Origin of the sequence: Thalassospira australica, from assembly GCF_044790785.1 — a bacterium.
GTDB classification, from domain to species: Bacteria; Pseudomonadota; Alphaproteobacteria; order Rhodospirillales; family Thalassospiraceae; genus Thalassospira; species Thalassospira australica_A.
Genome location: NZ_CP085258.1, coordinates 544,374 through 556,182 on the forward strand (window position 1 = coordinate 544,374; position 11,809 = coordinate 556,182).

Here is an 11,809-nt window from a genome sequence, read left to right on the forward strand (position 1 = left end):
TCTTTTACTCGCGAAGGGCCACGCCCTGGCCGGCAATTGTATGGATCAGGTTTTGATCGAATGGTTTGTCGATGCGCATCCGCAATTTGTAAAGATGCGTTTTAAGTGCATTGGTATCTGGCGGGTCCCCCTGCCACAGCGCCATCGACAATCGGGACCGCGTCACGACGTGCGGGCTGTTTTGCGCGAGAACTTCCAGAATGGTCCAGCTTGTCGGTGAAAGACTGATTGCCTGTCCGGATCGTTCGACATGCCTGTTTTCAAAATCAACGATCAGATCGCCAAGTGAAAACCGCCGGATTTCACCACTGCGGCGGCGCGACAGGACCCGTGTGCGCATCAGAAGTTCTTCAAGGGCAAAGGGTTTGACCAGATAGTCATCGGCCCCGGCGCTGAAACCTTCAAGCTTGTCAGACAGCGTATCGCGCGCCGTCAGCATCAGGACCGGGGTATCGATCCCCTCGTTGCGAAGCGCGTTGCAGATACTAAGCCCATCGCGAAAAGGCAGCATGATATCAAGCAGTATCACATCATATTCGCCGGTCAGTGCGCGCTGAAAACCCGTTTCCCCGTCAAAGGCATGATCGCATTCGATGCCTTCTATCGTCAGGTAGTCGCTGATTGTTCCGGCAATATCCATGTTGTCCTCGACCAGAAGGACCATGATGTTGGCGGTTGATTTCATAAATGCACGGTTCCGGTTGCGGCGTTTTTCGCCAGATGCTGAAGATATCCAGATTGCCTTAAAATCGGTTGCAGGTCAGCTTGCTTCGAAAAACCGGTTGGCAAACAGTTGCAGATCGACCGGGGTATCAATATCGAATTCTGCATTTGGCATGGCAATCGCACTGATATTGTAACTGCTGTTATTAAGCATCTGTTGCGCCCCGCGCGGGCCACTCATCATGGCAAGTTCCGGAAAATATGTGGCGGGAAACAGGGCGGGAACGCCGTTCAGGTCCTTATAACGCGATGCAATAATGTGGCTTCCGTCAAAGGCATTGAGAAGTTTCTGATAGTCGCTGCCGGTCAATCCGGCCTGGTCACCAAGGGCGATCAGAACGCCGTCATACGTACCGGCTGCGCAAATTCCGGCAATGCCAACTGCAATCGATGATCCCATGCCCGATTGCCAGTTATTGTTGGCAATGGTTTTGGCGCGATTGCCGATCACCGAGAGGATTTCATCGCGATAGGCACCCAGCACGACATAAAGGTCATCTTCGAAAATCGGGCGAAGCTGATCAATTGCGTGTTCAAGCATCGGCTTGCCATCAATATCGGCAAGCTGTTTGCGTCCGCCAAATCGCGTGCTTTCACCTGCGGCAAGAATAAGACCGGCAATTTTCATCATTCCGCGGCCTGTGCCAGGGCGGGGGCGGCACAATGTTTGTAAAGTGCCGCGTGAATGCCTGATAGCATCGAAAGTGCGATGCTTTCGGGCAATTGGCCGCCGATATCAATCCCGGCCGGGCTTGCCACCGGGAAGGGAAGGGCAGGTTCGGCAAGGTCCGCACGTTCAAGAACATCGGCGAAACGATGGCGCGGACCCAGCATGGAAACATGACGCAGCGGGCTGGATTTCAGAATTTGGAGCGCCTTGGCATCAATATCAATGCTGTGCGACATCAGGATTGCGGCATCAACACGATGTTGCGCAACATAATCAACCATTGTTGCGTCCATCTGGCGCAGGATGGTGTCTGCCGTGGGGAAATGTTCCGGGCGGGCATTTGCGGGGCGCGGATCAACCAGTGTGGTTTTCCAGCCCATTTCATGCGCGATCGAAACCACAGGCCGGGCATCCAGTCCGCCACCGACGATCAGGATATGCGGTTCGGGGACAATCGGGGTGACAAGCCAGTCACCATCAGGCCGGTTTTCGACATAGGCGGTGCGTTGGCTGGTGTGATCTGCCCGTTTGAAATATCCCCGGACTTCGCCGATTTTCTGGAAATACAGACCGCTTTGGCGCACTGCCAAAGCATCGCAAAGATCGGAAAGCCCAAGGTCGTTTGCGGGATCAAGCGGTTGCAGCATGATGAAGACCTTGCCGCCGCACCCGACACCCAGCCGGAAAGACAGATCGTCTTCGTCATTGCCGTCATAAACCAGCATGACCGTTTTGCCGGTTACCATGGCGCGCCTTGCGTTGCGGATGATATCGGCTTCAAGGCAGCCGCCGCTGAGTAGCCCGAACTGCTGCCCGTGCCCGTTGATCAGCATCATCGCCCCGGCCTTGCGATAGGCCGAACCTTCGGTGCGATAAACGGTGCCCAGAACCCATTCGGTATCTGTTTTGCCTTCCTGCCAGGCGCGTAGCATGGCCGATAACTGGTTACTCATTGTGTGCTCCCGCAAGAGGGGCTGCCCGGGGGACGGGTGGGGACCCGAAAAATGTCCCCCGGGCAACATGCCTTACACGAAGTCGAAACCGGCTTTGGTCATCGGAAGATCCGTGATCCGCTTTCCGGTTTTGGCAAAAATGGCGTTGGCAACAGCCGGGGCGGTCGGGGGAACGCCCGGTTCGCCAACGCCCGTAGGGGCGTTGTTCGATTGAACAATCGCCACTTCGATGGCAGGCATTTCGGCATTTCGAAGCAGTTCGTAATCCGGGAAGTTGAACTGGTCGACTTCACCGTCTGTCAGGGTGATTTCGTTCCGGAAAACGGCAGACAGCGAATAACCGGCACCACCTTCCATCTGTGCGCGGATGACATCGGGGTTAACGGCAACACCGCATTCAACCGCCATGAACAGCTTGTTCACATGCACAGTCGTGTCTTCGACCGTGACGTCGGCAACAACCGCAACGCAGGTATTGAACGAAAGATGTGCTGCAAAACCGCGTTTGTCGCCCTTTTCCCATCCGGATATTTCGCGGACAAGTTTGATGGCCTCAATCATGCGGGCCTGATTGGCACCGGCCGGATCAAGCATTGCAAGTCGCATTTCAATCGGGTCCTGCCCGGTTTCGGTTGCGAGCATGTCCATCAGTGTTTCCATGACATATCCGGTGTGAGTATGTCCGACCGAACGCCACCACAATACAGGCGTCGGGGTCTGGAAATCGCTTAACCCGATGCCATGATTGGGGATGGTATAAAGACTTTCGGTGACACCCTCGACCGAGGTCGGATCAATGCCATCTTGTATCATGCCTTCCATCGGTCCACCCTTCATGATGGATTTGACGGCCAGCCGGTGATCCCAGCCAACAATCTTGCCATCGCTATCCAGACCGATTTTTGCGCGATGTACCGCCATCGGGCGGTAATAGCCGCCGCGAATATCGTCTTCGCGGCTCCAGACCAGTTTGACCGGAACCTTGCGGCCTGAAACGGCAAAGGCCATCGCGGCTTCGACATTATAGTCGGAGGCGCCGTTGGCGCGACGACCGAACGAACCACCGGCATAAAGCGTTCTGATCTCGACCTGAGATGGTTCCAGTCCAAGGGCGGCTGCGACCATCGGTCGGGTCAGGGTCGGGAACTGGCAGCCATCATGAAGGCGAACGCCATTTTCGGTCGGCTCGATGATGCAGTTTTCCGGTTCCAGCGGGGCGTGAGCCAGGAACGGGAAGGTGAATTCTGCATCAATGGTTTTGGAGGCATTGGCCAAAAGCGGTTCAACGGATGCCAGCGGTACTTCGTGATTGGCGTCAAACTGCGGCGCATCAAGCATTGCCTTGTGATCGGCAATCATGGCATCCGTGCTGCGTGTTTCGGCCTGGCTGAAATCCCATTCGACAGAAAGGGCATCACGCGCCTGAAAGGCCGACCATGTGTTTTTGCCAAAGGCCACAACCCCCGCCTTGTTTGGCAGAACCTGTGCGGCAATAAAACCGGCGACGTCTTTGGCACCACTGTCATCAAACGAAACGACGGTGCCGCCGAATTTCGGGCTGCGCATGATCGCGGCATAGATCATGCCCGGCAGATTGACATCCATCGCAAAGATGGCGGTGCCGTCTGTTTTGTTGGTGTTGTCCTTGCGGTGCAGTTTTTCGCTGCCGATCAGTTTGAACTGATCCGGGGTTTTGATGGTCGGCTTTTCAACCGCTTCAAGGGTTGATGCAATCGCAATAAATTCCCCGAAATGGCCGGAATTGCCACCGGATTTCAGCATGCCGTTTTCAACGGTGATGCTGCTGGCATCAACACCCCAGCTTTGTGCGGCCGCACGGACCAGAAGATCGCGCGCGGCAGCACCGGCTTCGCGGTATTGCATGAAGGAATTGGCGATGGATGTCGAACCGCCGGTCCCCTGCGCATGGAAGAACAAATTGGCGTAACGTTCATTATCGGCAGGGGCAAAGGCGGTCTGAACCGTGTCCCAGTCGGCGTCGAGTTCCTCGGCCACCAGAGTGGTCAGGCCGGTTGTGGTGCCCTGGCCCATTTCGAAATGTTTGATGATGACGGTGACGGTGCCGTCGGCATCGATTTTGACAAACGGGTTAAGGTCGGTTGTTACCGCTTCTGTGCCGCTGTCTGCGGCAAGAACGCCCTTGGCATTCAGGCCGACCAGAAGGGCGGCGGTACCGGTGGCTGATCCGATCATGAAGCCGCGACGTGATACATTGATTGTCATGACTTATGCCTCCAGCTTTTCAGACGCCAGCTTGATGGCTTCGTTGATACGAACATAGGTCACACAGCGGCAGGCATTGCCGTACATGTAGTCCTTGATTTCGTCGTCCGTCGGTTTCGGGTTTTCGGTCAGCAGGCCGATGGCCGACATGATCTGGCCGGATTGGCACCAGCCACATTGCACAACATCCTTTTCCTGCCATGCGGCCTGGACCGCCTGGGCGATCTTATCGGTGGCACCTTCGATCGTGGTGATTTCGCTGTCGACAGCGTCCTCGATAAAGGTCTGGCAGGAACGGGTCGGGTATCCGTCGATATGCACGGTGCATGCGCCGCAATAGGCAACGCCGCATCCGAATTTGGTGCCGGTAAGTTCCAGTCCGTCACGCAGAACCCATAATAGCGGGGTGCCGGGTTCTGCTTCGACGGTGCGGGATTCTCCGTTTATTTTTAGCTGATACTGCATGGCCGCCTCATCTCTCTCGATAAACTCTGATTTATCTTCTGATGAGCAGGGGTAACCGATGGGTAAACGCCAATTGGAGGCGTTAAAATGAGGGTTGAGCAGGTAATCAGGTGGCGGGAACAAACAAGCCCCAGAGGGGGCACGGCCATTATCACATCCGTGTCGCATCGCAAAACCGATATCCGGTTCACAACCGCGCGTGGCGAGTGCAGAATAACCGCACAAAATTTGCCCCGTGACGGGTGTTAAAACGGCAAGGGAAGCAAAGGGATGGAAAATATCCGGATACTCGGAACCAGCCATATCAGCATGACACGCGATGATATGGGAGAGTTTGACATCGCCAACGGTCTGTTACGCGCAACCCTTGCCCATGTGGCTGTCTGTGGCAATGGGGAGCCCGGCGAAGACGCCGAAAACTGGCTCCATCCCGAAGAACTTTCCCTTGCACGCCGTATGAGCCACGATGGACGTCGCAACAGCTATATTGCCGGACGAGTGGCTGCGAAAATGTGTCTGTCGCAATGGCTTGCGACAGATGAACCGGATCGTTTCTGGGTGCGTCCCGGCGTATTCGGGCAACCCTTTGTGGATGGTTCTGCGGCAATCGGGGCCGGGCTTGGGCATAAACTTCCCTGTGTTAGCATCGCGCACAGCGAAGATACCTCTATGGCGATAGCCTATCACCGGGCCCATCCGATGGGCATTGATCTGGCGCCGATTGACGAGGATGCGATGCCCTTGTTGCAGGCTGAACTGACCCGCGACGAGCTTGCCCTTATCTCGGAACTGAGCCTTCCGGAATGCGATGCGGCCCAATTGCTCTGGAGTTGCAAGGAAAGTCTGGGCAAAACGTTGAATACAGCCCTTATGGTGCCGCTTCCGGTTTTTGAGGTCGCCGAACTGATTGCAGACACCCCCTTCATCACCGTCCATTATCGCAATTTCGAACAGTATCGCACGATTGCCTGTCGCAATCAGTCCGGGTGGTTCAGCCTGACCCTGCCGCGCGCAACCGGGATTTCCGATACATCGTGGATGGGGTGCGTCTGACAGGGTTGATCAAGCCTGCGGACTTATTGGGGATCGACGGCCAACCCTTCAAAGTCCTTGAGCACGTTTAGCACAATCGATGTTTTGACATGCTGCACGGAATCGTGGGGCAGCAAAACCTCGTTCACGAAATGCGAAAGGGCGGCAAGGTCTTTGGTCACGACCTTCAGGTGATAATCCATTTCCCCGGTCAGGGAATAGGCTTCGAGCACTTCTGGGAGGTCGGCCAAGAGTTCGGAAAACCGTTTGGCATTGTCGCGATTATGCGTGGCCAGGGTTACGGAAATCACGACCATCAGGCCAAGGCCCATCTTTTGCCGGTCAATGTCGGCGCGGTATCCGCGAATGAAACCCTCGGCCTCAAGCCGGGCGCGGCGGCGCGAGCATTGCGACGGCGATAGGGCAATCCGTTCCGATAGATCATTGTTGGTCAGACGTCCGTCGCGCTGCAATTCGGCAAGCAGTTTCAGATCAAGTTTATCAAGTTGCGTCATTCATGCACCATTTTGATCATTGGTGCATGATATGTGTATGAAACGCCGAAAATCAACCATGAATGCACGCACATTGCGGCCAATCTGGCGCAAGATAGGTCCATAACAAGAACCATTCCAATTCCAGATCAAGGAGCCTTCGATGGGACCGTTTCCACATGATGCCCCCCGCGCAACGATCACGGTCGATAACCCGGCCGGAACCGATGGCTTTGAGTTCGTCGAATTCGCCCATGAAGAGGCTGAAAAGCTTGAAACCCTGTTTGCGCGCATGGGCTATACGCCGGTTGCCAGACACAAATCAAAAAACATCACCGTCTGGCGTCAGGGTGACATCAACTACATCCTGAATGCCGAACCCGGTTCGCACGGGATGAAGTTTGTTGCAAAGCACGGCCCCTGTGCGCCGTCGATGGCGTGGCGGGTGGTGGATGCCAAACATGCGTTTGATCATGCGGTTTCCAAGGGGGCGGAGCCGTATCTGGGCGATGACAAGACCCTTGATGTCCCGGCGATTGTCGGCATTGGCGGGTCGCTTCTGTATTTCATCGATGCGTATGGTGAAACCGGTTCGGCCTATGACGCGGAATTTGACTGGCTGGGTGAACGCGACCCGAAACCGGAAGGGGTCGGTTTCTATTATCTCGACCATCTGACGCATAATGTCTATCGCGGCAACATGGATAAATGGTGGGATTTCTATCGCGACCTGTTCAATTTCAAACAGATCCACTTCTTTGATATTGCAGGAAAAATTACTGGTCTGGTCAGCCGGGCGATTACATCGCCATGCGGCAAAATCCGCATTCCGTTAAACGAATCAACCGATGACAAAAGCCAGATTGAGGAATACCTCAAAAAATACAACGGCGAGGGCATCCAGCATATCGCGGTCGGGACGGATGGCATTTATGACGCCACCGACAGGCTTGCGGCCAATGACCTTAAATTCATGCCGGGGCCGCCTGATACCTATTACGAAAAATCCCATGACCGGGTGCAGGGGCATGACGAGCCGATCGAGCGCATGAAAAAACACGGCATCCTGATTGATGGCGAGGGTGTTGTGGATGGCGGCATGACCAAAATCCTGTTGCAGATTTTCTCCAAAACCGTGATCGGGCCGATCTTCTTTGAATTCATCCAGCGCAAGGGTGATGAAGGCTTTGGCGAGGGGAATTTCCGCGCCCTGTTTGAAAGCATCGAAGAAGACCAGATCCGTCGCGGGGTACTGAAAGTCGATGCGGCGGAATAGGATGATCCTGCCCAAGGTATTGATAAATATGCTCTTCTTGCCGCGCTGAACTTTGGCTGGGAACTTTTTCCGCTTTTTTGTGAAAAAGTTCTTGATTTGTTCTTTTCGTTGTGGCATAACAGCAAAATCAACGGGACAAATGGGCCCGGAGACAAAACCCGCAAAGCGTGATTCGCTTTTGCGGGTTTTTTGCGTTTCGGGCGGTAAAAACAGGAATGAGACGATGACAGGGCAGCGATCTGACGGGATGAGATGGCGGGGACGGTATCGCCGAAGGGACGTTCATGGCGCATGGAAAAGTCATTACGGCGGCCATACGTCCGGGCCGTGAGGCCGTTGGAATCATGCGAAAAACTGTAGTTTATCATGACGGGAGAGATGTGCCCTTGGGGTGAGGGTGTTTGTTCGGGGCAGCGGGAGCCGGGGCGAAGTTGGTTCGGTCCGGTTCAGTCCGGTTGGTGAAGCGTGAAAATGCCGAGAATCAGCGGGCCCGAATTGCGTCCGGATTGGATCGGCACTGGATCGGCTGGCCGGGGTGCCGGGATTGGTTGGCGGGATTGGCTTGGCGGTTGATCACAATTGTCATTCCGGTCGAAGCGGAGCGCAGACCCGGAATCCATGTCCGATTGAAAGAGACTGGATTCCCGCTTTCGCGGGAATGACGATCAGGTTGGGAGTGCTTTGTCAGCAGTCCGGGGCTGGTTGGCGGGGTTGGCTTGGTGATTGATCAAATCGTCATTCCGGGCGAAGCGCAGCGCAGGCCCGGAATCTGTGCCCCATTGAAAGAGGCTGGATTCCCGCCTTCGCGGGAATGACGGTCAGGTTGGGAGTGCTTTGTCAGCGGTCTGGGGTTGGGATGGGTTTCCGACATGGGTCGAAAGCGGTTACACCGGGGCGTGGGTCTAGTAGGCGCCAAACCCCAGAAGATGCGGCAGCCAGAGGACCAGACCGGGGATGGCGACCATCAGGATCACGCGGATGAAATCGGCGGCGAGGAAGGGCAGGATGCCGCGTGACAGGGTGGTGATGGTCATGTCGGAGGACACGCCCTGAATGATGAACAGGTTCATGCCAATCGGGGGCGTGATCAGGCCGATTTCAACAACCGATACCAGAACAACCCCAAACCAGATCGGATCATAACCAACCCCGGTGATCACGCCGTAGGCCGGGACCACGGTGAGGAGGATCATGGAAAGGCTGTCCATGAAGCATCCGAGCACGACGTAAAACACCAGAAGCGCGATCAGAACGACAAGCGGCGAATAGCCCTGTGTGGTGATCCAGTCGACGAGGGTCTGGGTCAGGCCGCTGGTTTCGATGAAGAAATTGAAAAGGGCGGCCCCGATCAGGATCAGGAAAATCATCCCGGTCATGCCGGCGGTTTCGCGAATGCCGGTGCGTAAAACCGTCCAGTTCAGCCGTTTGCGCAAAAAGGCAAACAGCAATGCGCCGCCGGCACCAACCGCTGCGGCTTCTGTGGGGGAAAACAGGCCGGTATAGATGCCGCCGATCACCAGAACGATCAGAGTGATGGCATCCCACATGCGCAGCAAGGCCCCCCAACGCTGTGACCAGGGGACATAGTCACTGACCGGGGCGAGGGAAGGATTGCGCATGACCTGAATGCGGATGGAGATGATGTAAAGCACGGTTGCCAGAAGGCCCGGGATCATCGCACCGGCAAACAGGGCACCGATGGATTGTTCGGTCATGAGCGCGTAGATCACAAGCAGGATCGATGGCGGGATCAGAACGCCAAGTGTTCCGCCCGCAGCAATTGATGCCCCGGCAAGGCTTTTGGCATAGCCGCGTTCGCGCATTTCAGGAAGGGCGACCCGGCCCATGGTCGCACAGGTGGCAAGCGATGAGCCGCAAATCGCACCAAATACCGCACTGGCCCCGATGCTGGATGCGGCCAGGCCGCCCGGACGATGGCCGGAAAATGCGGTAATGCCGCGAAACAGATTGTTTGATAGCCCGGAATGGGAGGCAAACACGCCCATGAAAATGAAGAGCGGCACCACCGAAAGGCCATAGGGGAAAATGGCCTCGAACGGGAGGCTTGCCATGACGTAGCTTGCCGACATCCAGTCGGTCAGAAGCAGGGTGCCGATGATGCCGACAATCGCCATCGCGACCGCGACCGGTACCCGCAAAAGGGCCAGTGCGAGAGCCGCAACAAACCCGATCAGTCCCGCCCATTCCGTCGCCATCAGTTCTTCTCGTCCGTTAAAAGCACTTTTAGAAATTGGATGAGGCATACCAGCGTCGAGATCGCCATGCCGGTCAGAAGGAAGGCCCAGAACAGGATCATCGGGATCGCAAGGTTTTGCGACACATCGCCATAGGTCCATTGTTCCATCGCACGGCCCCACGACAGATAGAACAGGAAGGCCATGAGGCCCGCACATAGCAGCGGGATCAACCTGTCGATGGTTTTAAACAGGATGCGAAGGCGGTTCTTGCCGATCAGGTCAACCGTGACATGGGCGTGCGCACTAAAGGCATAGGGGATGGCCCATGATGCGGCGGCCATGACGCAAAACTGGGTCAGGTCAACCGCGCCGACCATCGATTGCCCGCCAATGCGCCGCCAGATGATATCGACAACCACAATGGCAATCGCGCCAATCAAGGCCGCCATGCCGACAAAGGCGAGAATGTCGGTCAGCCGGTTCATCAAGTGATCCATTTGGTGAATCGCAGCATAAAGCCGCGATCCACCGGATTTTTCAGCGCGTTCCGTCATTTGTCGCCAGCGTGATATTTGGCATCAAATTCCGCGATCAGTTCCTGCGCGCGTTTATAGATGGCGTCGGGGTCGGAGACGCCCTTTTCCTTGAGCCCGGCCAGGTATTCCTTGATCATCGGCTGGGATGCTTCCTGCCATTCGGTGCGGGTGGCGTCATCAATCGTTATGATTTCATTGCCGTGTTTTTCCGCATCGGCCTTGCCGGCGGCTTCCCATTTGTTCCACCAGTCACCGAATTTGACGACAAGTGCATCGCCGGAAATTTCGTCAATGGCCGCACGGACATCATCGGGCAGGCTGTCATATTTTTTCTGGTTCATCACGAAATAGAACCCGGCGGTATAGGCCGCGGCATCGGTGTGATATTTCAGAAGTTCGTTGGCCTTGACCGCGTTGACCAGATCCCAGGTGGCAACCAGACCTTCGATATTGCCCTTTTGCAGGTTTTCGTAAATCGCCGATGGCGGCAGGCCGACCGGGGAGGCACCAAAGGATTCCAGCATGGCCGAAATCGCCGGGCTTGGCGTTCTGAGGCGAAGGCCCTTGAGATCGTCAAGGGATCGAACCGGGTTATCAAGGGTGTGGATCAGGCCGCCTGCGTGGGTGAACAGGCCGAGCACCTTGAAATCGTTATAGTCGGTGCCAAGCAGGCCTTCCTTGTAAAGTGCCCAGAGGGTTTCCGACCCGGAATCGGCATATTTCACCAGAAACGGCAGTTCAATGATCGAGGCGGCCGGATAGCGGTCACGCGGGATGCCGTTCAGGCCGACGGCCATATCCATCACGCCCGCGCGGACCTGATCGGCCTGCCGGTCGATTTTGCCAAAGGCCGATGTCGCGTCATAAATTTTGACGTCGACCTTGCCGTTGGTTTTTTCCGACAGTTCCTTGCCCCAGCTTTCGAGGAAGTCTTTCTGGAAGCCGTGGCTTGGCGGCAGATAGTGGCTGACCTTCAGCGTGATATCGGCGGCATGGGCCATGCCCGCACCGGCAAGGATCGTTGCCCCGGCCAGAAGCCCAAGCAGTGTGTTGCGAAGTTTCATCGGTTTCATGTTCGTCTCCCTGTTTTTTTGATCGTGTGTTTGTTCGGGCTTTTGATCGGGCGGGTGCCAAGGGCGCATCGGTCACTGATGGGTTTTCCGCGTCCTGATCATCGGTATCTGATCTGTTGTGGAATGCTGTTTTTTCTTTGAATTG

11 protein-coding genes are annotated in these 11,809 nt (G+C 55.9%); 2 read left to right on the forward strand and 9 right to left on the reverse strand.

The genetic code is table 11. The features are described 5' to 3' along the window. Positions 1 to 4: 4 nt before the first annotated feature. The 5 genes from LG297_RS02555 to LG297_RS02575 all read right to left on the reverse strand — a co-directional run bounded on the left by LG297_RS02555 (position 5) and on the right by LG297_RS02575 (position 5,055). Complete coding sequence (locus LG297_RS02555) at positions 5 to 685, reverse strand: response regulator transcription factor (protein WP_404424823.1); 681 nt, start codon at positions 683 to 685, stop codon at positions 5 to 7. Between the two features lie 75 nt (positions 686 to 760). Continuing rightward, entirely contained in the window at positions 761 to 1,354 is a 594-nt protein-coding gene (locus LG297_RS02560) for an NTP transferase domain-containing protein (protein ID WP_404424825.1), read from the reverse strand. Further along, a complete protein-coding gene (locus LG297_RS02565) occupies positions 1,351 to 2,346 on the reverse strand; it encodes an XdhC family protein (protein WP_404424827.1) in 996 nt (331 codons plus the stop codon). The genes LG297_RS02560 and LG297_RS02565 overlap by 4 nt, the downstream gene beginning before the upstream one ends. A 72-nt stretch (positions 2,347 to 2,418) precedes the next feature. Continuing rightward, on the reverse strand, positions 2,419 to 4,590 hold the full coding sequence (locus LG297_RS02570; RefSeq protein ID WP_404424829.1) for a molybdopterin cofactor-binding domain-containing protein: 2,172 nt from the start codon (positions 4,588 to 4,590) through the stop codon (positions 2,419 to 2,421). Positions 4,591 to 4,593: 3 nt separating this feature from the next. Then, the gene (locus LG297_RS02575; protein WP_404424831.1) at positions 4,594 to 5,055 is read right to left on the reverse strand and encodes a (2Fe-2S)-binding protein; all 462 of its coding nucleotides are present in this window, start codon (positions 5,053 to 5,055) and stop codon (positions 4,594 to 4,596) included. A gap of 270 nt (positions 5,056 to 5,325) precedes the next feature. Here LG297_RS02575 and LG297_RS02580 point away from each other — a divergent pair, with 270 nt between their 5' ends. Then, positions 5,326 to 6,108, forward strand: a complete 783-nt coding sequence (locus LG297_RS02580; RefSeq protein ID WP_404424833.1) for a 4'-phosphopantetheinyl transferase family protein — start codon at positions 5,326 to 5,328, stop codon at positions 6,106 to 6,108. 23 nt (positions 6,109 to 6,131) lie between these two features. Here the strand turns inward: LG297_RS02580 and LG297_RS02585 are convergent, their stop codons facing one another. After that, the gene (locus LG297_RS02585) at positions 6,132 to 6,602 is read right to left on the reverse strand and encodes an Lrp/AsnC family transcriptional regulator (protein WP_404424835.1); all 471 of its coding nucleotides are present in this window, start codon (positions 6,600 to 6,602) and stop codon (positions 6,132 to 6,134) included. Between the two features lie 142 nt (positions 6,603 to 6,744). Between LG297_RS02585 and hppD the strand changes: the two genes are divergently transcribed. Further along, complete coding sequence (gene hppD, locus LG297_RS02590) at positions 6,745 to 7,857, forward strand: 4-hydroxyphenylpyruvate dioxygenase (RefSeq protein ID WP_404424837.1); 1,113 nt, start codon at positions 6,745 to 6,747, stop codon at positions 7,855 to 7,857. A 902-nt stretch (positions 7,858 to 8,759) separates the two neighbouring features. Here the strand turns inward: hppD and LG297_RS02595 are convergent. From LG297_RS02595 to LG297_RS02605, 3 genes are read right to left on the reverse strand one after another with little or no spacing between them, the layout of a single operon-like run. After that, positions 8,760 to 10,073 (reverse strand): TRAP transporter large permease, encoded by a 1,314-nt coding sequence (locus LG297_RS02595; protein WP_404424839.1) that lies wholly within the window; start codon positions 10,071 to 10,073, stop codon positions 8,760 to 8,762. Then, entirely contained in the window at positions 10,073 to 10,609 is a 537-nt protein-coding gene (locus LG297_RS02600) for a TRAP transporter small permease (RefSeq protein ID WP_404424841.1), read from the reverse strand. The genes LG297_RS02595 and LG297_RS02600 overlap by 1 nt, the downstream gene beginning before the upstream one ends. After that, positions 10,606 to 11,664: a TRAP transporter substrate-binding protein gene (locus LG297_RS02605; protein WP_404424843.1), complete on the reverse strand. Its 1,059-nt coding sequence runs from the start codon at positions 11,662 to 11,664 to the stop codon at positions 10,606 to 10,608. Before LG297_RS02605 ends, LG297_RS02600 begins: the two co-directional genes overlap by 4 nt. Between the last annotated feature and the right edge of the window lie 145 nt (positions 11,665 to 11,809).